At 48.0% G+C, this 21,443-nt stretch carries 26 protein-coding genes, 1 tRNA gene and 2 pseudogenes; 9 read left to right on the top strand and 20 right to left on the bottom strand.

The window, feature by feature from the left end:
• Positions 1–10: 10 nt before the first annotated feature.
• The 3 genes from JCM23214_RS02335 to JCM23214_RS02325 all read right to left on the bottom strand — a co-directional run bounded on the left by JCM23214_RS02335 (position 11) and on the right by JCM23214_RS02325 (position 2,219).
• Positions 11–664 carry a phosphoribosylanthranilate isomerase gene (locus JCM23214_RS02335; RefSeq protein WP_025897329.1) on the bottom strand — a complete coding sequence of 218 codons (654 nt, stop codon included), beginning with the start codon at positions 662–664 and terminating at the stop codon, positions 11–13.
• Between the two features lies 1 nt (position 665).
• Positions 666–1,373: an orotidine-5'-phosphate decarboxylase gene (pyrF, locus tag JCM23214_RS02330; protein ID WP_025897328.1), complete on the bottom strand. Its 708-nt coding sequence runs from the start codon at positions 1,371–1,373 to the stop codon at positions 666–668.
• Positions 1,374–1,511: 138 nt separating this feature from the next.
• Positions 1,512–2,219: a helix-turn-helix transcriptional regulator gene (locus tag JCM23214_RS02325; protein WP_025897327.1), complete on the bottom strand. Its 708-nt coding sequence runs from the start codon at positions 2,217–2,219 to the stop codon at positions 1,512–1,514.
• Between the two features lie 90 nt (positions 2,220–2,309).
• Here JCM23214_RS02325 and JCM23214_RS02320 point away from each other — a divergent pair, with 90 nt between their 5' ends.
• A complete protein-coding gene (locus JCM23214_RS02320) occupies positions 2,310–3,089 on the top strand; it encodes a glutathione S-transferase family protein (protein ID WP_025897325.1) in 780 nt (259 codons plus the stop codon).
• Here JCM23214_RS02320 and JCM23214_RS02315 read toward each other — a convergent pair.
• The 6 genes and pseudogenes from JCM23214_RS02315 to aroA form a co-directional block, all read right to left on the bottom strand.
• Positions 3,076–3,426 carry a LapA family protein gene (locus tag JCM23214_RS02315; protein ID WP_025897324.1) on the bottom strand — a complete coding sequence of 117 codons (351 nt, stop codon included), beginning with the start codon at positions 3,424–3,426 and terminating at the stop codon, positions 3,076–3,078. The two genes, JCM23214_RS02320 and JCM23214_RS02315, sit on opposite strands and share 14 nt — an antisense overlap.
• A gap of 35 nt (positions 3,427–3,461) precedes the next feature.
• Positions 3,462–3,740: an integration host factor subunit beta gene (locus JCM23214_RS02310; RefSeq protein ID WP_025897323.1), complete on the bottom strand. Its 279-nt coding sequence runs from the start codon at positions 3,738–3,740 to the stop codon at positions 3,462–3,464.
• A 63-nt stretch (positions 3,741–3,803) separates the two neighbouring features.
• Positions 3,804–4,709 (bottom strand): signal peptide peptidase SppA, encoded by a 906-nt coding sequence (gene sppA, locus JCM23214_RS02305; protein WP_025897322.1) that lies wholly within the window; start codon positions 4,707–4,709, stop codon positions 3,804–3,806.
• A 53-nt stretch (positions 4,710–4,762) separates the two neighbouring features.
• A complete protein-coding gene (gene rpsA / locus JCM23214_RS02300; protein ID WP_025897321.1) occupies positions 4,763–6,475 on the bottom strand; it encodes a 30S ribosomal protein S1 in 1,713 nt (570 codons plus the stop codon).
• A 159-nt stretch (positions 6,476–6,634) separates the two neighbouring features.
• Complete coding sequence (cmk, locus tag JCM23214_RS02295) at positions 6,635–7,252, bottom strand: (d)CMP kinase (protein ID WP_025897319.1); 618 nt, start codon at positions 7,250–7,252, stop codon at positions 6,635–6,637.
• Positions 7,252–8,600, bottom strand: a pseudogene (gene aroA, locus JCM23214_RS18705) (3-phosphoshikimate 1-carboxyvinyltransferase). The gene cmk and the pseudogene aroA overlap by 1 nt, the downstream one beginning before the upstream one ends.
• Before the next feature lie 208 nt (positions 8,601–8,808).
• On the opposite strand from aroA, the gene JCM23214_RS02285 reads away from it, so the two are divergent.
• Together JCM23214_RS02285 and JCM23214_RS02280 are read left to right on the top strand one after the other, a co-directional pair.
• A complete protein-coding gene (locus JCM23214_RS02285; protein WP_025897318.1) occupies positions 8,809–9,147 on the top strand; it encodes a TIGR02300 family protein in 339 nt (112 codons plus the stop codon).
• Between the two features lie 102 nt (positions 9,148–9,249).
• Positions 9,250–9,325, top strand: a tRNA-Ala gene (locus JCM23214_RS02280).
• A gap of 244 nt (positions 9,326–9,569) precedes the next feature.
• Here the strand turns inward: JCM23214_RS02280 and JCM23214_RS02275 are convergent.
• On the bottom strand, positions 9,570–10,073 hold the full coding sequence (locus tag JCM23214_RS02275; protein WP_025897317.1) for a DUF2059 domain-containing protein: 504 nt from the start codon (positions 10,071–10,073) through the stop codon (positions 9,570–9,572).
• 228 nt (positions 10,074–10,301) lie between these two features.
• Positions 10,302–10,676, bottom strand: a complete 375-nt coding sequence (locus tag JCM23214_RS02270; protein ID WP_025897316.1) for a hypothetical protein — start codon at positions 10,674–10,676, stop codon at positions 10,302–10,304.
• A gap of 282 nt (positions 10,677–10,958) precedes the next feature.
• On the opposite strand from JCM23214_RS02270, the gene nthA reads away from it, so the two are divergent.
• The 4 genes from nthA (at position 10,959) to JCM23214_RS02250 (ending at position 12,954) form a co-directional block, all read left to right on the top strand.
• The gene (nthA, locus tag JCM23214_RS02265) at positions 10,959–11,585 is read left to right on the top strand and encodes a nitrile hydratase subunit alpha (RefSeq protein ID WP_025897314.1); all 627 of its coding nucleotides are present in this window, start codon (positions 10,959–10,961) and stop codon (positions 11,583–11,585) included.
• Positions 11,582–12,247 carry a nitrile hydratase subunit beta gene (gene nthB, locus JCM23214_RS02260; protein ID WP_025897313.1) on the top strand — a complete coding sequence of 222 codons (666 nt, stop codon included), beginning with the start codon at positions 11,582–11,584 and terminating at the stop codon, positions 12,245–12,247. The genes nthA and nthB overlap by 4 nt, the downstream gene beginning before the upstream one ends.
• Before the next feature lie 43 nt (positions 12,248–12,290).
• Positions 12,291–12,611, top strand: coding sequence for a nitrile hydratase accessory protein (locus JCM23214_RS02255; protein ID WP_025897312.1), 321 nt, complete (start codon positions 12,291–12,293; stop codon positions 12,609–12,611).
• A gap of 67 nt (positions 12,612–12,678) precedes the next feature.
• Entirely contained in the window at positions 12,679–12,954 is a 276-nt protein-coding gene (locus JCM23214_RS02250) for a hypothetical protein (RefSeq protein ID WP_148301749.1), read from the top strand.
• Between the two features lie 36 nt (positions 12,955–12,990).
• Here the strand turns inward: JCM23214_RS02250 and JCM23214_RS23760 are convergent, their stop codons facing one another.
• Positions 12,991–13,395: a 3-hydroxyacyl-CoA dehydrogenase family protein gene (locus JCM23214_RS23760; RefSeq protein WP_234397660.1), complete on the bottom strand. Its 405-nt coding sequence runs from the start codon at positions 13,393–13,395 to the stop codon at positions 12,991–12,993.
• 8 nt (positions 13,396–13,403) lie between these two features.
• Entirely contained in the window at positions 13,404–14,501 is a 1,098-nt protein-coding gene (locus JCM23214_RS18700) for a 3-hydroxyacyl-CoA dehydrogenase NAD-binding domain-containing protein (protein WP_199899228.1), read from the bottom strand.
• A gap of 202 nt (positions 14,502–14,703) precedes the next feature.
• Here JCM23214_RS18700 and JCM23214_RS02240 point away from each other — a divergent pair, with 202 nt between their 5' ends.
• Positions 14,704–15,153 (top strand): Hsp20 family protein, encoded by a 450-nt coding sequence (locus JCM23214_RS02240; RefSeq protein ID WP_037492557.1) that lies wholly within the window; start codon positions 14,704–14,706, stop codon positions 15,151–15,153.
• 35 nt (positions 15,154–15,188) lie between these two features.
• On the top strand, positions 15,189–15,362 hold the full coding sequence (locus tag JCM23214_RS23395) for a hypothetical protein (RefSeq protein WP_159104284.1): 174 nt from the start codon (positions 15,189–15,191) through the stop codon (positions 15,360–15,362).
• 67 nt (positions 15,363–15,429) lie between these two features.
• Here JCM23214_RS23395 and JCM23214_RS18695 read toward each other — a convergent pair whose 3' ends face one another.
• The 7 genes and pseudogenes from JCM23214_RS18695 to lptC all read right to left on the bottom strand — a co-directional run bounded on the left by JCM23214_RS18695 (position 15,430) and on the right by lptC (position 21,442).
• A complete protein-coding gene (locus JCM23214_RS18695; protein WP_159104283.1) occupies positions 15,430–16,305 on the bottom strand; it encodes a M23 family metallopeptidase in 876 nt (291 codons plus the stop codon).
• A 250-nt stretch (positions 16,306–16,555) separates the two neighbouring features.
• A pseudogene (locus JCM23214_RS18690) lies at positions 16,556–17,013 on the bottom strand (PTS sugar transporter subunit IIA).
• A gap of 53 nt (positions 17,014–17,066) precedes the next feature.
• Positions 17,067–17,654 (bottom strand): ribosome hibernation-promoting factor, HPF/YfiA family, encoded by a 588-nt coding sequence (gene hpf, locus JCM23214_RS02220; RefSeq protein WP_025897308.1) that lies wholly within the window; start codon positions 17,652–17,654, stop codon positions 17,067–17,069.
• Between the two features lie 145 nt (positions 17,655–17,799).
• Positions 17,800–19,341: an RNA polymerase factor sigma-54 gene (rpoN, locus tag JCM23214_RS02215; protein WP_025897307.1), complete on the bottom strand. Its 1,542-nt coding sequence runs from the start codon at positions 19,339–19,341 to the stop codon at positions 17,800–17,802.
• A 42-nt stretch (positions 19,342–19,383) separates the two neighbouring features.
• Positions 19,384–20,157, bottom strand: coding sequence for an LPS export ABC transporter ATP-binding protein (lptB, locus tag JCM23214_RS02210; protein ID WP_025897305.1), 774 nt, complete (start codon positions 20,155–20,157; stop codon positions 19,384–19,386).
• Between the two features lie 19 nt (positions 20,158–20,176).
• Positions 20,177–20,740, bottom strand: a complete 564-nt coding sequence (gene lptA / locus JCM23214_RS02205) for a lipopolysaccharide transport periplasmic protein LptA (RefSeq protein WP_025897303.1) — start codon at positions 20,738–20,740, stop codon at positions 20,177–20,179.
• 15 nt (positions 20,741–20,755) lie between these two features.
• On the bottom strand, positions 20,756–21,442 hold the full coding sequence (lptC, locus tag JCM23214_RS02200) for an LPS export ABC transporter periplasmic protein LptC (protein WP_084264505.1): 687 nt from the start codon (positions 21,440–21,442) through the stop codon (positions 20,756–20,758).
• Position 21,443: the final 1 nt, after the last annotated feature.

Raw genomic sequence — 21,443 nt, 5'->3', positions numbered from 1 at the left:
AACCTTCATTCTAAATCTGGCGAACAGCTTCAATAAAGCTCGAAATCGCAGCGGGATCCTTGTGTCCCGGTTTGATTTCAACACCTGAGGAGGTGTCCACCATCGTTGCACCGCTGATCCTGACCGCCTCTGTCACATTTTGCACATTCAATCCCCCGGCGAGCATCCACGGGCGAGCGCATTTAAAATCCGCCAGCATATTCCAGTCAAAGCTCAGGCCATTTCCGCCGGGCAATGCATCCTTCATGCTTTTAGGGGCTTTTGCGTCAAACAGCAACATGTCCGACACGCTTTCATAGGCATTCACCGCAGACAGATCTTCTTTTTGCGCAATGGCGAGGGCTTTCATAACAGGTCGTTTGAAATTTTCGCGAATTTCTGCAACCCGCTCCGGTGTTTCCTTGCCATGTAGCTGGATCAGATCAAGATCTACATTTTCCAAAACTGTACGCAACAGATCGTCTGACGGATCAACAAAAAGCCCGACCAGTTTTGTTTGGCTATGATCCATTTTCGCAAAGAGATCTTTGGCTTGCTCGGCTGTGATGGAGCGGGGGCTACGTGGATAAAATACAGCTCCAATAAAATCTGCACCGGCATCAAGCGCTGCGGCAATAGATGCTCTCTCGTTCAATCCACAGATTTTAACCTGAATAGCAGTCATTTCAATTCAGACTTTCGAGGATATTCTGAATAGCGGTGGCGGGTGCTTCATGAGCGGTAATGGGCCGTCCAATGACAAGATAATCTGCTCCGTCAGCCACAGCCTCTGCGGGTGTTTTTACCCGTTTCTGATCCCCATGATCACTTCCGGTGGGCCGAATTCCCGGGACAACCAGCTTAAAGTCAGGGCCGCATTCTGCGCGCAAGGTTGTGATCTCATGAGGACTGCAGATGACACCATCTGCACCATTTTCCTGAGCCAGTCGAGCCAAACGTAGAACCTGATCCGAAGCTGTTGAATTTACACCAACTGATGTGAGGTCACTGTCATCCATACTGGTCAGGACCGTAACAGCTAAAATCCAGGGGGAGCTTTCAAATTCAGAGGCAGCGTCACTGGCTGCTCGGATCATGGCCGCGCCCCCACTCGCGTGAATGGTCATCATATTGGGCGCCAGCGCACGGGTTGCGGCCCGAACAGCACCGGCAACCGTGTTTGGGATGTCGTGAAATTTCAGATCGAGGAACAACGGGGTTTGTGTTCCGGCGACCTGTTGTATGCCTTGTGGGCCGAAGCTCGTAAAGAATTCCTTGCCAAGCTTGATTCCACCACTGGCAGCTCCGACTTCGCTCACCAGATTTTCCGCCTCCGACAGATTATTTTTGTCGATGGCAGTTAAAATCGGATTTTTCGGGTTCAGTCGGGTCATGATGTCCAAGTTTTTTCCGCTAATTGTGGAAGAAAAGCAGTGGATAATAGCCTTTTTTGCACGAAAGTGAAGTGATAGAAGCGGTTTTTGTCAATTTTCTGCTTTATGAGAAAAAGCTGACCAGTTTTGAGAGATTATTCATTTCTGGCTCTTGCTATTTTGCATCTGCTGGGCTTCGGATTTCATATGATCGTGTAATTGTTTTACATAACTACTGGGGAAGGTTTCATCCGAGACCGTAAATGATTGAAAACGGTCCATTCGGAAATTGCGGATATCCTGACGGAGATGACACCAGGCAACAAGTAGTTGAATATTTTCGAAAAATACGATGATGAGGGGGCTAAGGCGCCTATCTGTGAGTTCGCCAGCCAAAGACAGATATGTAGTGTCTGCATTGAGATGATGACGGATGGCGCGACGAACTTCCGGCATAGAGACGGTGATTTTCTTTGCTTCATCTGGACGGTGGATGATGTGGGTAAGGGAGGAGAGAAGAGCCTGTCGGTTTTTGGGTAGAACAGCTCCGATTTTCACCAGAACGTCTTCCGCCGCTCGCTGAATTTGTGTATCACCGTTTGCTCTCACCCATTCAACGCCCAGCATAATGGCCTCAATTTCCTCATCTGAGAACATCATGGGGGGAAGATCATAACCACCTTGCAATAAATACCCTGTACCGGGCTCACCGCAAATGGGGACATGATTTTTGATCAGGTCCTGTATATCGCGATAGATCGTACGGACTGAAACTTCCAGCTCTTCAGCGATTATCTGCGCGGTAATTGCGTTTTTCTTTCGCTGGAGTATCTGAACAATCTGAAAAAGGCGATCTGCACGGCGCATGAATAGGATCCTGAGCTAAAGACTACTGACAGTATGTTGTCAGTAGGGGGGTGTTATCAAGCCATTTCAACTACATGATGGAGACTGCAGATGGCAGACACAGTGAAAGTTCACAATTTTCCTTGCGTAATTGGAATGCAACCCAGCCCGTTTGGGCTAAAGCTGGAAACCTGGCTTCGAATAGCCGGATTGCCTTACGAACAGATTTGGTCATTCACACAGCTGGGGCCGAAAGGAAAGGTTCCCTTCATCACACTGGATGGACAGAAAATAGGGGATAGTGAACTGATTGTTCAAATTCTGGCTGAAAGGACTGATAGGGATCCGGACCGTCAATTGAATATGCAGGAACGGGCCAAAGGCATTTTAATCCGCAGGCTAGTAGAAGAAGAGCTGTATTTTATTTTGCTGTATTCGAGGTGGCAGGACATGGAGGTCTGGCCAAAATTTTCACAACGGGTTTTTTCCGGAGTGCCTTTTGTTATGCGCGGGTTTGTGAAAGCGAGTGCTCAAAAATCCGTTCGAAAAGCTATTCATGCTCAAGGAATTTCAAGGCACACTTCGGAGGAAATATACGCCAAGGCGGAGCGGGACTTTGAAGCACTTTCAATAATGCTTGGTAATCAGGCGTTTATACATGGAGAGATGCCCGGATTAACGGATGCGTCATTATATGGATTGCTGGCTAATATTTACTATCAGCCGGATGAAGGTCAGCTTCAACGGAGTTTGCGGAGTTTTGATAATCTGGTTGGTTATGTAAAACGATTAAAAGAGATGTATTTCAGGGATAGTGAGAGAGGCGGAGGCGACCAGATTTCTTTTGAGCCTCTTGAAACAGAGATAATCTCGCAACTTAAGTCTGCTTGACTTCGGTTATCTTAAGCATTCGCTCCCGGCTGTCTTCGTCAGTTGATCGATTTTCAGACTGCTGCGCCTCAAGCTTTGCCAATTCTGCCTTGAGGCGCAGGACTTCCTGTTTATGGGCTCGGTTTTCACTGCGGGCTTTCCCGTCAGCGATCCAGGTTCGAACTGAGCCCAGCAAAACACCGATAAAGGCTCCTGCAAGAATCAGGATGTAAAGGGGGAGTTCCATTTCGAAAGGCAGTGGATATAGCGAAAATACGACCGGCGCCTTGTTTCCCACGCTCAATATAATGACAACAAGCGCAAGGGCTGCGATAAAAATCCAAGAAATGAGTTTCACTGATATATCCGCCTGAAAAAGGGAGAGTTATTATCTCACTTATTTAGGTTCTCGCGCATTTCTTTGCCACATTTAAAATAGGGAACAAGTTTTGCGTCCACAGAAACCTGTTCTCCGGTGCGAGGGTTCCGACCGATGCGCGAAGATCGCTCTTTGGTTGAAAAGGCCCCAAAACCACGAAGCTCAACACGATCCCCGTTCGCCAGAGCATCCGAAATAGTGTCAAATATGGTTGTGACAATCCGCTCCACATCTCGCAGATAAAGATGAGGATTTTTTTCTGCGAGAATTGCAATCAGCTCCGACTTAATCATCCTGAGAGGCCCCCAATAAATTCTACGAATTATGTGTTCGATACTTGTTTAAACAAATTTTCTCTAATTAGGGTGCCAAAGAGAAATCAGTCCGTCAAGTGTAAGTCTTTCAGATATAACGCTTTTCCCCAATATTCCTTGAATAAGCTCCTGAATTAGACCTTTTGGTTCACTATAGTCGGCCTGTATGAGGGGCAGGTCACGGGGAATCTGCCTGTTCGATTCCAGCCAAATCCGTGCTTCCTTGAGGCCACCAAGCTCATCAATCAGTCCCGCAGATATCGCTGATTTTCCGATCAGAATGCGTCCATCAGAAATGGCTTCAACTTCGGCTTCTGACAGGGGACGGTTTTGAACAATCAAATCTTCAAACCATTCATGAGTTTGCAGGACCATCTCCTGAAGATTGCGCCGCCCGGCATTTGAGAGGGGTTTAAGTGGTGAAGGTTCACCTTTAAGGGGGCCTGATGTTATCGCGTCAGCGCGAACGCCGATTTGATCCAGTAATTTGGAGATTTCCGTAAATTGAACAATGACACCAATGGATCCGGTGATGGAAGTTTCGCCGGCAAAAATCCGCTCCCCTGCCAGGGCAGTAATATATCCACCGGATGCGCCTACCGTTCCGATCACTGTTACAACGGGCTTTTTCTGGGCTACATCTTTGAGCGCATGATAAAGGCGCTCACTTCCGTAGGTGGAGCCACCGGGGCTGTTGATATAAACGATAAGTGCCTTCACATTATCATTTTGGGCAATATCACTGATGACCTGTTGACGACGGTCATTTTCAACAATGACATTTTCAATATTCAGCTTCGCAACATGTGGCTCTGCTTGGTCGGGAACAAGCTTCATTGTCCCAAAAGCGATCGCGACAAGGATTGCGATTACAGTCAGTATTCGCCAAAAAAACAGGCGCCGTTTCAAACGGCGCCTGTCGAGTATCAGATCGGTTTCAGTCGTCACGGTGTTTCCTACTTTCGTTAAACATCATTTTTCCTCAACCGAAATGTTGTATTTTAGTCGTCAGAGCCTTCTGCTTTACGCATTGCGGCGCCGAGAATGTCACCAAGAGATGCACCTGCGTCAGAAGAACCGTATTGTGCAACAGCTTCTTTTTCTTCCGCAACTTCCTTGGCTTTGATTGACAGAGAAACTTTACGTGTCTTGTTGTCAATCGATGTGATTTTCGCATCCAGCTTGTCACCAACCGCGAAACGGTCAGGGCGTTGCTCTGCACGATCACGGCTCAGATCACCCTTGCGGATGAAGCCAACAACACCGTCGGTAACTTCTACATCAACACCAGCATCCTGAACTGCGGTAACAGTACAAGTAACAACAGCGCCCTTTTTCAGCTCCGCTGCGCCTGCAAATGGATCTTCACTCATTTGCTTGATGCCTAGGCTGATGCGCTCTTTCTCGATGTCGATATCGAGAACTTTTGCAGTTACCTCATCACCTTTGTTGTAGTTCTGGATTGCTTTTTCGCCAGGCTCACTCCAGTCGATATCGGACATGTGAACCATGCCATCAACATCGTTTTCGAGTCCAACAAACAGACCGAATTCAGTGATGTTCTTAACTTCACCTTTGATGGTGCTGCCAACAGGAGTTGTTTCAGCGAATTTTTCCCAAGGATTGTCAAGGCACTGTTTCAGACCAAGGCTGATCCGTCTGCGGGATTCATCCACTTCCAGAACCATGACTTCAACTTCCTGAGAAGTAGAAACAATTTTACCTGGATGAACGTTTTTCTTGGTCCAGCTCATTTCGGAGACATGGACAAGACCTTCAACACCTGGTTCCAGCTCAACAAATGCACCGTAATCAGTGATATTTGTGACACGGCCAGTGAATTTGGCGTGTAGTGGGTATTTGGCTTCAAGGCTATCCCAAGGATCTGTCTGAAGCTGTTTCATACCCAGGCTGATGCGCTGTGTATCTTTGTTCAGGCGAATAACCTGAACCTGTACAGTCTCACCAATTGTCAGAGCTTCTGATGGGTGATTGACACGGCGCCATGCAATGTCAGTGACATGCAACAGGCCGTCAACACCGCCAAGATCAACGAATGCACCGTAATCGGTGATATTCTTGACCACACCTTCCAGTGTCTGGCCTTCTTCAAGAGTTCCGATCAGTTCAGCGCGAGCTTCCGCACGGCTTTCTTCCAGAACAGCACGACGAGAGACAACAATGTTACCGCGGCGGCGGTCCATTTTCAGAATCTGGAATGGCTGTGGAATACCTTTAAGTGGTGCAATGTCGCGAACTGGGCGAACGTCTACCTGGCTGCCTGGCAAGAAAGCCACAGCGCCGGAAAGGTCAACTGTAAAGCCACCTTTGACACGACCAAAGATAACACCATCCACACGTTCGTTTGCATCGAAGGCAACTTCGAGTTTTTCCCATGCTTCTTCACGGCGAGCTTTGTCGCGAGACAGAACAGCTTCACCAGCAGAGTTTTCAATGCGCTCTAGGAATACTTCTACTGTATCGCCAACTTTCAACTCGGCGTCCTGACCAGGAGCTGCGAATTCTTTCAAAGGTACACGACCTTCTGATTTCAGTCCGACATCGATGACGGCAAAGTCGTTTTCGATGCTGACGACTGTACCCTTGAGAACTGTTCCCTCAAGGCTATCATTTGTCCCATAGGACTCTTCCAGCAATGCTGCAAAATCTTCCATTGCTGGCATGCCTTCTTCGGCAATTTTGGTATCTGACATATTTTGAATTCCTCAATTGATCCAGTATCAGGCCAAACCGGCGTTCCGGTGGATCGATGGCCACTTGTTTTCCAGTTTTCTGTTCACGCTTGGAAAACGCTGTTTACGAATGATCACTGCGTGAGCGTGATCGCCCAAAACGAGCCGTGGAAATTTACCTCATCGGGCATCTATAATTTCGTAGGCTTTTTCAAGTGCCGCTTCTATATCCAATTTTGTTGTATCAAGCAAGTGTGCGTCTTTTGCAGCCACAAGTGGGGCCGACGCCCTGTTGCTGTCACGTTCATCCCGGGCCTGTAAATCGGCATAGACTTCTTCAAAAGTTGTAGCCACACCTTTGGCCTTGAGCTCTTCGAAACGGCGCATGGCCCGTACTTCTGCGCTGGCAGTGACAAATAGCTTCACGGGGGCGTCAGGGCATACGACAGTTCCTATGTCCCTGCCATCCAACACGGCGCCAGGCCTTGAGTTTGCTACGTTTCGTTGATAATCAAGCAATGCATCGCGCACGCCCTGTATGGACGCAACAGTGGAGGCTGCATTGCCGGTGCGCTCGTCTCTCAGCTCGGGATCGGTCAGGTCAATCTGGTCCACATCAAGTGCCGCGGCAATGGCGTTTGCCTCATCCGCTGGATCCTGAGCGCGGCGCAACACTAGAAGACCAACGGCCCGATAAAGGGCGCCTGTATCCAGATATTTCAGGCCATATCGTTCAGCGATTCGCCTGGCGAGGGTTCCTTTTCCTGCGGCAACGGGTCCGTCTACAGCGATAATCATCAGTCAATCGTACTCCCGATTTTTGCGCCGAGACTGTTCATGAGCTCAGTGAAGCCGGGGAAACTTGTCTCCATTACCGAGCCGTCATCAACCGTAACAGGATCTTCCGACCCCATTCCCATAACCAGAAAACTCATGGCGATGCGATGATCAAGGTGGGTTTTGACAACAGCCCCCCCTTTTGGAGGAACGGCGCGTCCATGAATGATCAGTCCGTCTTCACGCTCTTCCAGATTTACACCGCAAGCTTTCAACCTTCGGCCATGACTGCTATACGGTCGCTTTCCTTGACCCGTAACTCTTCTAGCCCGAGCATGGTTGTCGTACCGTGCGCAAACGCTGCGGCGACAAACAGAACGGGATATTCATCAATCATGGAAATGGCCCGCTCCGGTGGGACAACAACCCCTTTTAACAGGCCTCCACGGACCCGAATATCTCCAACCTGTTCGCCTCCTTGATCGCGAAGGTTATTTATACTGATATCTGCGCCCATCTGGCCCAATGTCTCAAACAGGCCATCGCGCAAAGGATTAAGTCCGACATTTTCGATTGTTACTTCTGATCCTGGCAGGATCGCCGCCGCAACAGCCAGAAATGCAGCCGAAGATGGATCGCCGGGAACCAGAATATCCGCGGCTTTCAGTTCCTGCTGCCCCTGTAAGCAAATTGTACGGCTTCCATCATCGGGTTGGGTGACAGATATTTCGGCTCCGAAATGGCGTAGCATGTTTTCCGTGTGATCGCGCGTGGGTTTGGGCTCGATCACGGTTGTCTCTCCCGGGGTGTCAAGTGCTGCCAGTAAAATACAGGATTTAACCTGCGCTGACGCGACGGGTAATTCATAGGTGATTGGCATCAGGTTCTGACCGCTAACGCATAAGGGAAAACGATCACCTGAACGGCTTGTGACAACTGCGCCCATTTGCTCTAACGGTTGGGAGACCCGTCTCATGGGGCGCTTGTGTAAAGAAGCATCACCACAGAAGAAAGTGTTAAACGGTGCGCTGGCAACCAGACCCATTAACAGACGCGCGGCAGTTCCGCTGTTTCCCATGTCCAGAACGGCATCCGGCTCACTTAACGAGCCAACACCCACACCCGTTACATGCCACTCGCCATTTTCCTTTTTATCAATCTGGGCGCCGAGCTTTCGCATGGCTTCTGCAGTACACAGAACGTCTTCGCCCTCCAGCAGGCCAGATACGCGCGTCGTGCCCAAGGCAAGCCCCCCTAAAATCAGGGAACGATGGGAAATGGATTTGTCGCCCGGAACGGTAACCTTGCCCGCGATTGCTTTGCAGGCGTGGGAGCTAACCGGGCCAGCTTTTGTTTGGTTCGATGTCATTGAAATCTGAATTTTGTCTCGCCCTTGATCAAATAGCAGGCGTTTTACTTAATCGGTTGAAAATAATCCCGGTTTTAACAAGCTTTTAAACATTTGTCACATATTCGTAGGTCTACGATGCAAGAAACTTTTGACAGGCGGGATCGTTTCTGGCAAACGAGCAAAAAATTTTACAAGTTTTATTCCTTTAATTCGGTGTGAGGAAAAAATGGCGAAACCGGAATGGGGTGCAAAGCATCGCTGTAAATCTTGTGGTAAAGCTTTCTATGATATGCAGCGTGACCCGATCGTTTGTCCGTCCTGTGGCACGGAACATGTTCCCGAAAAACTGTTGAAACCATCAAAGGCCGAAGCGGCTCCTGCTGAAAAGCCAAAGGTAAAGCCTGTGAAGCCGGTTGTTGGTGACGACGATGACGAGGAAAACGTTGATCTGTTGCTGGATGATGATGAAATCCTCTCCGAGGACGATGTGGATCTGGCGGATGACGATGATGATGACGGTGATCTGGGCGTTGTCGTTCGCGGTAAGGATGATGAGGACCTGTAACAGGGCCATGAAAAATCGCGCGGCAGGCTGAATTTTTGACTTGAATTTGTGAAAGGTTCAGCTTAGTTTCCGCGCATTAAAGACGCACTGTCTTTATTTTGTGGGGCCATAGCTCAGTTGGGAGAGCGCTTGGATGGCATTCAAGAGGTCGTCGGTTCGATCCCGTCTGGCTCCACCAGAATTTTAGAAAAACCTCGGCTGATGCCGGGGTTTTTTTTGTGAGCTGCGATGTTCAACGAAATTGATTTTTGTTGAACATAAGGCTGGCTTGTTACAAAGGCATTCAAGGAAAGCCGGTGCGGGTCCGACGGGCTGCTAGTTAGAAAAGAAAGACTGGAGCGTTCTCTGGCACGGCTACCTGAGACTAAAGCCAGATTGAAAAACCTGTAAGACTTTTTGGCCAGTAGTGTCACTGACCGATATCAGATATCGATGCCTTTGTCGGTGAAATGCTTCTTAATTCGTTCAAAGGCTGTTTGGCCGACTTCCCGTCCCCACCTTTGACCTAGTAGAATTCCCTGTTGAAAGAGGGATGGAAACAGGCGATTTGCTTTTTGCCCTGCTGGACTTTTTTGAAATTCCAGAATGGCAATCAATTCTTCAGTGGTGAAATTTTCTGCATAGAGATTCGCAATGGGTTGTAAAACCTCACTGGACCGTTCCTCAAAGGTTTGCTGGAAAATGCGCGTAACTGACTGAAGATCACTAGCGGAAATCTGAGGGTTTTTCCCTAGTTGTTTCTTTATCTCCTTTGCAATCAGATCCTGCGTGACGGTAATCATATTGTGCTGCAGGCCAGTCACTTCAAACAATTCATAAATCACTGCATATTTTTTACTATCCTCCGCGGTGTCGGCTGTAGCAGGTGGGAGAGTAAAAAGCAGAAGAAAAACAGCGGTAAGGAAAGAAGGAGTTTGTCGGCGCATAAGGATCCTTTTTACAATGACGTGAATTCTTCACGAGAACAGTTTGATATGTTTTATGTGACGAAAAAGAAAAATCTAAACTAAAGATTGAATAACTGAAAGAGATATTTCCATTCAAAGGATCTTTAGTTGGTTGGTTTAGCGGAAGGATGACTATCGAATGTAGTCAAAACCTCCGATGTGAAACCTGAGTTAGTACCCTAAATTTAAAGTATTTATTTACGGCGGTTATTGAGCTTGCCAATTCTTCACAACCTTAACTTTTTCAGCCTTAAAACATCCAACACAATAACAAATAATCCCAAAAACCATTGAAAGGGCGGAATACTCTACGCCTGTTTCTAAAAAATAGAGAACAGTACCTAGAAGATCCTCTGAAACAGCATATAAAACGCCAGAAAAAGTAAATAAAATAGAAAGGACACAAAGAGCAACGCTTGAAACAAGCGGGCCTATAATTGGCGCGGCCGGCAAATAGAAAATAATTTTTGTGATCTGTCGTCGGGTTCGAGCTCCTAGCCTGTAGCAAAGAATGCTCGCTATTAATATTATCACTAAATTATACTCAATAAAGTTTTGTTGTATGTAATCTTCAGCGCTCATCCTTCAACGATCCTCTACTAAAGAAATCCATAAAAAACAATTCATTGTCGGCGCTCAAAACGGAAAACCCTGTTATCCGTTGTTTAGGTTAGAAATGAACCCCGCGCTTTATAAAAAACCGATATCCAATCAGTCGTGTTTCAAAATAGAGTAAGAATTTTCTTATTATGGTAGCATAAATAATCACTAAATAGTTGAAAATGTAAAATTGAACCGTGGCACTCTTGTTCTTCGCTTGGCTTGATATAAAGTGTTAAAGCCTATTCGCTGCAGGAGACTACCATGGCCCACGATCATGATCACAATGACCCCCCGTCAGATACGGTTTTACGAGTAAAGGCGCTGGAGAGTCTGCTTGTTGAGAAGGGTCTCGTTGATCCAGAGACGTTGGATACATTGGTGGATCGGTTTGAAAACCGAATAGGACCCCAAAACGGAAAAGCCGTAGTTGCTAAAGCCTGGCGGGACCCCGACTACAAGGCGAGGTTGCTTGAGGATGGCACAAAGGCAGTTGCCGAGCTTGGTTATTCGGGCGCTGGCGGTGAGACGATCGTTGCTGTGGAAAATACGGATCGGGTTCATAATATGGTCGTTTGCACCCTGTGTTCCTGTTATCCGTGGCCTGTATTGGGTTTGCCACCCGTCTGGTATAAATCGGCCCCCTATCGGGCACGTGCTGTTCGTGAGCCGCGCAAAGTGTTGGAAGAGTTTGGAACTCATATACCGGCGGATGTGGAGGTCCGTGTGTGGGATAGCACAGCGGAAACTCGTTATCTTGTCATACCAAAGCCTCCTCTTGGTTCAGAAGGCATGAGTGAAGAGCAACTTAAGGAGTTGATCAGCCGCGATAGTATGATCGGGGTCCGCTTGGCTGGCGCTGGACAGCCAAATACGGGAGGTGCGTCATGAACGGTGTGCACGACATGGGCGGAATGCATGGTATGGGTCCCATTGATGTGAATGAAGATGAACGTGAAGTATTCCATGCCGAATGGGAGAAGCGGGTTTTTGCCGTTAATAATGCAGTTGGCCCCTTAAAAATACGTAATATTGATGAATCACGTCATGCCCGCGAACGTATGGACCCCCGGAAATATATGACGAGTAGCTATTATCAAATTTGGCTGGATGCGCTGGAGAGGATATTGGCGGAAAAGGGTTTGTTTTCGATAGATGAGTTGAAAGGAAACGTTCCTGCGCAACCGGTTTCCATACCGCATGGTCCCAAGTTGACACCGGAAAAGGTAGATGAGTTTCTGGCCCGCGGTGGATATTTTTATCGAGACGAGGGAAAGCCAGCCAGCTTCACTGTGGGCGATCAGGTCCGAGCGAAAAACATCCATCCGCCGGGCCATACCCGACTACCTCGGTATGCAAGGGGTAAGCAGGGTGAAATCATCGCTGATTATGGAATTCAGGTCTTTGCCGATGCCAGTGCCCATGGCCGTGAAGCACACCAGCATTTATATTGTGTCCGTTTTTCTTCCATAGAGTTATGGGGGGAAGATGGAACTGCAGGTGACTATATTCATTTGGATTTATGGGATGACCATTTGGAGGCTTTATCGTGACAGATCAAGCCATGATTGACGCCTTGCTAATACGCCAATCCCGATGGATGAGGACGGTCCCGTATTTGATGAACCCTGGCAGGCTCAGGCCTTTGCCATGACAGTTCAAATGCATGAAGCGGGTTATTTTGAATGGGCAGAATGGGCGGACATCTTCGGTGCAGAGATCGAAAAAGCAACCCGGCAAGGCCGTGGATGTGGCAATAGCGATTACTATATGTGCTGGTTGTCAGCATTTGAAAAATTGATGAATGAAAAGCAATTTGTTTCTGAGCCTGAAAGAAATAAACGCAAACAGGATTGGCTAGACGCACATCTTCATACACCACATGGCGAGCCGGTGATGCTGAAGGGACGAGAATAATTTCTTTGCCTCTTTGCTCAAATCACCTTATGTGTGGGCCAGCAAAACTCAAGGATTGGATAGTATTGTGAGCGAGTCAAATTCGTTTTCCATGCCAGATATGGAAACCAAGGAGAAACTGGACAAAGCCGCCCAGATTATTACGGAGCATCTGGATAAGGCGCTGGAGAAATGCGTTGAGGAAGGACTTGAGCGCGATTATTTCAATGCCGGTGTGGTTGCAACCCTGATGCAGGCTATGGAAACCAGCTTGGGTGGATCGGCTGCAGTTGCCGGCGCTCTTCATCAAATGGCGGAAATTGCCTCTTTGCAGGCGGAAAGAGAAGCAGAACAAAGTAACTAGCCATAAAAGGCAGGGCGCCCGAAGGCGCCCAGACCGTTAATTTGGAGTGTGGATTGGCAGGTTGAGCAGTGCCCGGCGGCGAAGCCACAGACTGGGGCGGTAACGTTCCTCACCTGTAATCTGTTGAAGGTTTTCAAGAATCTTCAGGGTGTTTTTTACTCCCAGATGTTCTGCCAGCTCGACTGAACCGTGAGGGTAATTCAGGCCCAGCTTCATTCCTTTATCTATATCCTCAGGGCTGGCAATTCCTATTTGCGCCATTTCAGAGCCAAGGTTGGCAATCATTGCCTGCAGCCGCTGTGCGACAAATCCTGGACTGTCCTTGATACGAGTGACACGGTTGGAAACCTTGCGGAACGCGGCCATGATGGACCTTACAACGGCGTCGTCGGCGCCTGGCGCTGCCATGACAGTGGTATGCTGATAAATGCCGCTCAGCATATCCACGGCTACGGTTCTTTTGACATCAAGCCAAGCCGATGAACAACGCTTGTACAATCTTCACCTACAGGAGCCACAAGTATCGGAGAGATTCCGTCGTCTTCTTTCAGGATAGAGAGGCCGATATCACGAGCAATGGGCTCCAGGCCTTCGATGTCTTCTGGGACATAGGCTCGTGCAGCGGGATTATCTTTGATTTTGGGATCAAGGTCAGGATAGATGATCTGTCCGTTATCATCATAATCGTAGAAACCGGCTTTTGTTTTACGGCCCAGACGCCCTGCTTCCATCATGGATTCATGGATTGGGCTTGTCGCAAGGCGTTTGTCGTAAAAATAACCGCTGTAGATGATCTGACTAACCGGGAAGTTCACATCAATCCCGGTAAGGTCCGCCAGCTCAAAAGGTCCCATTCTGAAACCACAGGCATCGCGCATAATAGCGTCAATTTCATGTGGCTGCGCAACGCCTTCCGCCGCGAGGCGCATAGCTTCTGTTGTGTAGGCTCGGCCGCCAAGATTAACCAAAAAGCCTGGAGCGTCTTTTACGACAACAGGAACTCGGCCCATTCTTTTCCCAATAACGTTCAGGGCTTCGATCGTTTCCGCAGATGTTTCAGTCGCATTAATGACTTCGACCAGTTTCATCAGGGGAACAGGGTTAAAAAAATGCAGACCAGCAATACGATCCTTGTGGGTACAAGCGGATGCAATTGAAGCGATGCGAATGCTGGATGTGTTGGAAGCAATAATCGTTTCTTTTCGTACGACCGATTCGATCTGCTGAAAGACTTTTTGCTTAACGTCCAGATTTTCAACAATAGCTTCAACGACGAGGTCGCAGTCAGATAGATCTTCCAGTTTTTCCGCTGCAATCAGATTATTTTTGGCATTTGAACCATCGGTTTCAGAAAGGCGTCCTTTTTCGACGGAGCGGTCAATCATACCGCCAATAAAGTCGCATGCCTTCTGCGCTGCCCCATCTGCAGTATCGAAAATCAGCGCCTGCATTCCGCCTGTGACGGAAACTTGTGCAATTCCGCGGCCCATGGCGCCGGCACCGATTACGCCGACTTTCAGATTCTCTTTATGTGGGTCAATACTCATTTTCTTCAGTTTCCTGCTTGTTTTTCTCGTTGCGGAGCCCAGAAAAGATGTCTTTTTACATCTTCTTCAATTGGCTCCTTGATGAAGATGACAAGGCAACCTACATTAAAGTCAGTGACAGTGCCATAGTGGCTGTCACGGAAGCGCCAATTTTGGGCTTCAGTTTTACTCGCTCAACCGAGGAGAATACGTGGTGTCGACAATGTCTGTATTTAACAGTCCTCTTTTGTTGGGATTCGACCGCTTTGAGCATATGCTTGAGCAATTGGCGAAATCCAACGGTGAAGGCTATCCCCCCTATAATATTGAACAGATTTCAGAGTGTGATTTGCGCATAACCCTGGCTGTAGCCGGATTTTTTAAGAAAGATTTGCAGATAACGCTGGAACAAAACCAACTAATCATTCATGGTAAGCAGAATGAGGAGCAGGGGCGCGTCTACATTCATCGCGGGATTGCATCACGCCAGTTCAAACGGAAATTTGTGCTGGCCGAAGGTGTGAAAGTTACCGGTGCAGAGATGGACAACGGCCTATTGCATATTGATTTACGTCTACCGATTGAGAAATCTGACGTTAAGGAAATTGAGATCACCGACAAAAACGGTGAGAAAAGTATGAAAACGATCGGTTCTAGCCGGTCAACAGAATAGTGGGCGGCCCCAGATGGGGTAACAGGAGTTAAGTAATGCAGTATCAGGAAGCGACGTTACGCCAAATTAGTCCGGCGGCCCTCGCAGTTCTGGGATCGATGGACACAGCTTATGTCCGGGAAGTCGAAGAGGATGGAAATATCGTCTACGCGATTTACTCGGCCGACGGTCAGCGTCTTGGTGAGGAAGACAGTGCGGAAGTCGCCTGATCATCGCTCGTCAAAATGATCTGGACGCTTTTTTGGTAAGCTGAATAAATAATCTGATAGGCAGCGCCTACCGCATGTTAATGCTGGCGCTGTCTTCAAATACAGACCCATCGGTTCGCCTGATGGTGATTTTCCCCACATATGTTCCCGACTCCCAACCCGTTGCCGGTTTTTTCATACCAATAAACATGGTGCGGCTGATCTGGTTGTTACCCGCAGGTTTGGATGTGTGAGACCTGAGGACGCTGCCATCGGGCCCGATAATTTCGATTTTTGTCTTATCTCCCATACGGCTGCCAATATAGTAGGACCAGAAATATATTGTTGGGGCAATTGCGGAAAAATCAGCCACTTTTTTACGGCCCGTTTCAAGATCTTTGCGATCTGCAGGCCGAGTTTCTGAAAATCCTGTATTAACAAAAAAAGTTTCTTTGTAGGGCATTTGGCGTAAGGCCGCTTCGCTCCAGAACGTTCTATCAGATTTTCCGCAATCACTTTGCGCCTCCAGGCCTGTGAAGGGGTCAATTCTGGAGTTGCGATGGCGCAGTTCGAAATGCAGGTGGGGAAATTCTGTTAATCCGGACATACCAACAAGTCCAAGTACCTGCCCTTTGGAGACGCGTTGTCCTTTTACCACGCGAATGGATCCCTTTTTCAGATGGGCATAAAAGGTATTCCAGCCACCCCCGTGCTGAATGACGACAACATTTCCACGCCCTTTGCTATATACTTCCTTCTGTTTCTTTTTAGAATATTCACTAAAATATTGATCTGGAACTCCATCGCGAAGGTTAAAGACGACGCCATCGTCTGCGGCCACAACAGGAACGCCTTTTTCCATCTGCTTCAGTGTCAGGATGCGAAAATCTGTCCCGCTGTGATTGTTGTAGGTTAGTGATCCGCAGTTAAAATCAGCAGCACCAGGTCCAGCTTGAATATCCATAAAATGCTGTATGTGGCAGTCCATTCCCAGTGTACATTTCAAGGGAAAATCCAACTGGGGAGGTCGGCCTTTCTGGGCCGATGCCATGCTGAAAGTGATTAGAATCCCGAAAAATACACTTAGTGACAGTTGCCAAAGTTTATTCATGGAGCGCCCTAACAATTGAAATCGTGTATTCTGAAAACTATCAGATTTTAATCCTCGCAGCTGTGCAGTCCTTCACATTTGACACGGTTTGCAAAAAGGGTAGTCAGGCTGCAAGCGCGTCGTCTGTCAGAATGGCAAAGAGCGCATCCGTATTTTCAGTGCCGCGAATTCGCTCACAGCGTTCAGCATTGCGGAGAGTCCTTGAGACACGCGCGAGGGCTTTGAGATGATCCGCTCCGCCTTCAGCCGGTGCCAAAAGAAGGAAGATGAGATCCACGGCATATCGTCCATGGAGTCATAATCGACCGCAGTTTCAAGCTTGGCAAAGAATCCCTGAACAGTTTTCAGGGATTCCAGTTTGCCATGAGGAATAGCGATCCCCTGACCGACACCTGTTGTGCCGAGGCGTTCGCGTTCAATCAACACATTTAGAATTTCCCGCTCATCACAATTGATATGGGCTGCTGCCCGACGGGATAGCTCCTGCAATACCTGTTTTTTACTGGTTGCCTTGATATCAGTAAATACAGCTTCAGGGCTGACAATATCAGCTATTTCCATGAGTCTCTAACTAGTTGTCCAATCGCTCGCGCCGTGGGATCAATTTGGGTTTCTTAGCCGTTATCCAGTTTTGGATCTATCCAGCCAATATTACCATCTGCACGACGATATACAACATTAAGTCCTTTCGTTCCAGAGTTGTGGAACATCATTGCTGGCAAATTTGCCAGATCCATCCGCATCACGGCTTCACCTACAGAACATTCGGGAATATATTCACTGCGCTCTGCAATGATCATGGGTTGCCAGTCATCATTGGCAACCTCTTCTTCCGGTTCCTCTGGTTCAGCGGCAAGGACGTAAGACTGTGCTGCCATAAGCTGCTTTGCCTTTACCCGCTCCTTGCTGTGATGATCTTTGAGCCGTCTTTTATATCTTCTGAGCTGTTTGTCAATGCGCTCTGCTGCTGCATCGAAACAACTGTGTGCATCATTATGTTCCGCTGAGGCCGCGACGGTAATGCCTGAGCTTAGGTGAACGTTACATTCTATGTGGAAATCATGCCCGCGACGACTGAGTGTCACGGTCGCATCCACCGCATTGTCAAAATATTTTGAAACCCTTTCATTCAGGGTGGCTTCTACATACTCTGTAAGAGCAGCACCGACATCAACTTGTTTTCCTTTGACAATTACATGCATATTTTGACCCAATTCTTAAAAGTGATACTTGGCAATCGTTAGTCTATCGTATGACGATTGCGACCTGGACTGATTCGGTCAGTCTCGTAACCATTTCAAACTGAGTGAACAGTGAGGTGGTTTCATTTTCCAAGCTCCTTTTTTGTCAGGTTGTCAGTAGTTTCTTTTGTCTCCTGCGCTCTACCGAGGACGGGATTTTCAAAGCATCCCGATATTTGGCTACGGTGCGCCGGGCAATATCGATTCCCTCCTTCTTCATGAGTTCAACAATCTTGTCATCAGACAGGATAGCGTTTGGCTTCTCTTCGTCAATAAGCTGCTTAAGCTTAAATTTGACAGATTCTGCTGCGTGAGCATCTCCTCCACCTGTAGAATTAATGGCAGAAGTGAAGAAATACTTAAGCTCGAACACACCACTGGGTGTTGCCATGTATTTATTGGCGGTAACACGACTGACAGTGCTTTCATGCATTTCAATTGCATCGGCAATGGCTTTGAGGTTCAAGGGGCGCAGATGGGCGATCCCATAGCGAAAAAACATTTCTTGCTGGCGAACCAGTTCTGTGGCGACTTTCAGGATGGTGTTGGCTCGCTGGTCGAGTGATTTCACCAGCCAGTTTGCGGAATTCAAACATTCGGAGATGAACTCTTTCTCATTTTTTTTCAGTCCCTTACCAGATATCTGGGCATAGTATCTGTTATTTACAAGGACTTTTGGCAGAGTTTCGCTATTGAGTTCAATATTCCATGTCCCGTCCGGATTTTGGCTGATAAAGACATCAGGAATGAGTGTTGCAGCTTCGGCTGATTGAAATTGCAGGCCGGGTTTTGGGTCGAGCTCCTTGATTTCTGAAATCATTTCCGTGAGATCTTCTTGATCGACGGCACAAATCTGCATCAGGGACTTCAAGTCGCGTTTTGCCAACAGGTCAAGATTTTCAAGAAATGCCTGCATGGCCGGGTCCAGACGGTTTTTCTCCTTGAGCTGCAAAGCGAGACAATCCGCCAGATCTCGGGCAAAAACACCGGCAGGTTCAAAGTCGCGAAGAATTTCAAGGGTGGTTTCGACCAGTTCCCTCTCGCAACCCAGCGAGTTGGCGACCTCTTCGATGGGATGAGTAAAATAGCCAGTGTCTGAAATCAGGTCGATGAGGTAGGCAGCAATAAACTTTGTGGTGACAGGCAAATTCATTAGCTGCAATTGATCCGTTAAATGATCCTGCAGAGTTTTTTCTTCCGTTAGGGAATCTTCAAAAGAATAATCGGAAAAACCCGAAGCGGTACCTGACATAGAGCCGGATATATAATCCTGCTCTGGGCTATTCTGAGGTTGCGGAGCATCGCTGTCAGCGTCGTTGTTATACAGATTGTCGTAGTCTGTATCGAGAGGTGAGTCTTTTTCATACTCAACCGCCGCACCTTCGGTCAGTGACAGGTCGGCAAGCCCTTCGCTATTTGGAGTTTCCTCTCCAAAGCCTTCAGTATCCGTTCGAACAATCTCGGCTGGGGTGTCGGTTTGCAGATCCGCATCCGCCGGCTCTAGCAACGGGTTTTTTTCAAGTTCCTGTTCGACATAGTTTGCAAGGTCCAAATTGGACAGTTGCAGCAGTTTGATTGCCTGTTGCAGTTGTGGAGTCATGACAAGCTGCTGACTCTGTTTTATGTCCAGTCTGGGGGCTAAACCCATAATCACTCCCGGTTTTCTTTGATGTTACACATAGTTTGCAAATCAAAGGTTAAAACGGTCTCCCAAGTAAACCCGCCGAACACCTTCATCTTCGATGATTTCAGAGGGGTTACCTTCCTTAATGACATGTCCATCATTAAGGATATAGGCCCGGTCGATTATTTCCAGCGTTTCGCGAACATTATGCTCGGTAATCAGAACCCCAATCCCCCGATCTTTCAAATGGGAAATCAGGTCCCGAATATCGCCCACGGCAATGGGATCAATACCAGCGAAGGGTTCGTCGAGCATGATGTAGCCGGGTTTGCCGGCAAGTGCCCTAGCAATTTCCACCCGACGGCGCTCACCACCCGATAGAGCAATTGCCGGTGTCCGGCGCAAATGACTAATTGAGAATTCGGCGAGGAGTTCTTCAAGCATATTTTCCCGTTTTTCACGGATTGGTTCAATAAGTTCAAGAACTGATCGGATGTTCTGTTCTACTGAAAGCCCTCGGAAAATCGAGGCCTCCTGAGGTAGGTATCCAACGCCAAGACGCGCCCGTCTGTACATGGGAAGATGGGTTACGTCTACTCCATCAAGGGTTATACTGCCGTAATCTGCGCTCAGAAGTCCTGACATGATATAGAAGCAGGTCGTTTTACCCGCACCATTTGGTCCCAAAAGACCAACGGCTTCACCTCGATGTACAGATACATCCACGCCGCGCAACACAGGGCGTTTTTTGAAAGATTTACCGATATTCCGAGCTGACAGTCCTGTGTTTTCGGCAATCAGACGAGGGCCATTTTCTTCAGCATTTGTTATGTTTGACATGTTGCCCCGCCCCCAAGGGTTACTGTTTTTTCTGTGGTACGAAAATGCCGCGGACACGTCCGCTGCTGTTTCCTGTTCCGCTGCCATCAATTCGACTGCGTCCCGACACCAGATCCAGTACCATTCGCTCACCGCGCAATACGTTCTGACCTTGAGTTAATACCACATTTCCCTGCAAATTGATCTGTTTATTAAGTACATCGTAAGTTCCGCGATCACCTTTTGCAGTTTCCCTCGGGCTTGAGAGGAAAACATCACCCGTTGCGTCAATTCGCTTTATTTTAGGTGCGTCTTCGCCGTCCACCGTTTTCTGAGGTGTATCATCTGTTGAATAATGGACCTGCAGGCGGGCTGCTTTGAGGCGAATTTCACCCTGAATGACCTGTACATTTCCTGCAAATGTCGCAATCTGTTGTTCTTGCTGGACTTCCAGGGAATCTGCAAGAATTTCAATTGGCTGGTCAGTGTCAAAGCCACCACCGGAAAGTGCTGACTGGGCTTTCGTCACGGAGGTCAGCAATAGCAGCGCAAACAGGACTGTGAATACCTTTGAAGCTGTCCGAAAAAAGTTGATCAGTGTCATAATAGTCCGTGCGCTTTATGGATACAGGGTCATTTTTACATTTCCTTCGAACTTTAGCGTACCTGTTAGCTGGTTGGCAACAAAGCTGTCAGAGGACAATTCGCCCAAAGGTCCGTGGCCTTGAAGGCCATCGGGGCTCAGCACCCGCTTTTCATTCAATAGAATACGTGCAGTTTTGGCATAAATCTGATTGCCATCGTCGGAAAAAATTTCAACTCCACCAACCAGATCGAGCGTTTCCTGTGATTGGTCAAGCCAGCCTTTTGGTGCAGAAACTGAAAACCACTGTCCGGTGGAAAGGGTAATATCCGCTTGCAGATTTACAAGTTCAATGCGGTTGCTATCAGCATCCACCTGTGAGGCACTGTCCGCGGTGACCATATATTGCTGATTTCCCTGATCGCTGGAGAGAAATCTGGGGTTGGTCATCGTTAGCTTGCTATCTTGCTGGTTGATGCTGGAATATTCCAGGGTTATTTCATCGTTCTGGTCTTTCAGCCCCGGCATGATGAAAGCGACACCAAGAAGCAGAAGGGCCAAGGTAGGTAGCATCCATTTCATAACGGAAACGAAACGGGTATGGCGACCAGAATGAAGGGCATGTTTGCGAAACGCATCCATCTGGGAATTAATGTGAAAAGCCTTATCCTGCTCTGATGGAGTAGAACCCTTCGTGGCCGAATTATCCCGAGGCTTTTGCATT

It is taken from the genome of Sneathiella glossodoripedis JCM 23214 (genome assembly GCF_000616095.1).
Lineage (GTDB): Bacteria > Pseudomonadota > Alphaproteobacteria > Sneathiellales > Sneathiellaceae > Sneathiella > Sneathiella glossodoripedis.
The sequence above is the reverse complement of the archived record's forward strand: the minus strand, read 5'-3'. Positions and strand labels throughout refer to the sequence as shown.

Bases quoted from the DNA above. Each gene is read 5' to 3' on its own strand.
- rpsA (WP_025897321.1), bottom strand. From the start codon at position 6,475: ATGTCAGATACCAAAATTGCCGAAGAAGGCATGCCAGCAATGGAAGAT.
- JCM23214_RS02285 (WP_025897318.1), top strand. From the start codon at position 8,809: ATGGCGAAACCGGAATGGGGTGCAAAGCATCGCTGTAAATCTTGTGGT.
- hpf (WP_025897308.1), bottom strand. From the start codon at position 17,654: ATGCATGTAATTGTCAAAGGAAAACAAGTTGATGTCGGTGCTGCTCTT.
- pyrF (WP_025897328.1), bottom strand. From the start codon at position 1,373: ATGACCCGACTGAACCCGAAAAATCCGATTTTAACTGCCATCGACAAA.
- lptB (WP_025897305.1), bottom strand. From the start codon at position 20,157: ATGTCAAACATAACAAATGCTGAAGAAAATGGCCCTCGTCTGATTGCC.
- nthB (WP_025897313.1), top strand. From the start codon at position 11,582: ATGAACGGTGTGCACGACATGGGCGGAATGCATGGTATGGGTCCCATT.
- JCM23214_RS02335 (WP_025897329.1), bottom strand. From the start codon at position 664: ATGACTGCTATTCAGGTTAAAATCTGTGGATTGAACGAGAGAGCATCT.
- JCM23214_RS02320 (WP_025897325.1), top strand. From the start codon at position 2,310: ATGGCAGACACAGTGAAAGTTCACAATTTTCCTTGCGTAATTGGAATG.
- JCM23214_RS02270 (WP_025897316.1), bottom strand. From the start codon at position 10,676: ATGAGCGCTGAAGATTACATACAACAAAACTTTATTGAGTATAATTTA.
- lptC (WP_084264505.1), bottom strand. From the start codon at position 21,442: ATGCAAAAGCCTCGGGATAATTCGGCCACGAAGGGTTCTACTCCATCA.
- lptA (WP_025897303.1), bottom strand. From the start codon at position 20,740: ATGACACTGATCAACTTTTTTCGGACAGCTTCAAAGGTATTCACAGTC.
- JCM23214_RS18695 (WP_159104283.1), bottom strand. From the start codon at position 16,305: ATGGATATTCAAGCTGGACCTGGTGCTGCTGATTTTAACTGCGGATCA.
- JCM23214_RS18700 (WP_199899228.1), bottom strand. From the start codon at position 14,501: ATGAGTATTGACCCACATAAAGAGAATCTGAAAGTCGGCGTAATCGGT.
- JCM23214_RS02240 (WP_037492557.1), top strand. From the start codon at position 14,704: ATGTCTGTATTTAACAGTCCTCTTTTGTTGGGATTCGACCGCTTTGAG.
- cmk (WP_025897319.1), bottom strand. From the start codon at position 7,252: ATGATTATCGCTGTAGACGGACCCGTTGCCGCAGGAAAAGGAACCCTC.
- JCM23214_RS02325 (WP_025897327.1), bottom strand. From the start codon at position 2,219: ATGCGCCGTGCAGATCGCCTTTTTCAGATTGTTCAGATACTCCAGCGA.
- rpoN (WP_025897307.1), bottom strand. From the start codon at position 19,341: ATGGGTTTAGCCCCCAGACTGGACATAAAACAGAGTCAGCAGCTTGTC.
- nthA (WP_025897314.1), top strand. From the start codon at position 10,959: ATGGCCCACGATCATGATCACAATGACCCCCCGTCAGATACGGTTTTA.
- JCM23214_RS02275 (WP_025897317.1), bottom strand. From the start codon at position 10,073: ATGCGCCGACAAACTCCTTCTTTCCTTACCGCTGTTTTTCTTCTGCTT.
- JCM23214_RS02255 (WP_025897312.1), top strand. From the start codon at position 12,291: ATGGATGAGGACGGTCCCGTATTTGATGAACCCTGGCAGGCTCAGGCC.
- JCM23214_RS23395 (WP_159104284.1), top strand. From the start codon at position 15,189: ATGCAGTATCAGGAAGCGACGTTACGCCAAATTAGTCCGGCGGCCCTC.
- JCM23214_RS23760 (WP_234397660.1), bottom strand. From the start codon at position 13,395: ATGCTGAGCGGCATTTATCAGCATACCACTGTCATGGCAGCGCCAGGC.
- JCM23214_RS02310 (WP_025897323.1), bottom strand. From the start codon at position 3,740: ATGATTAAGTCGGAGCTGATTGCAATTCTCGCAGAAAAAAATCCTCAT.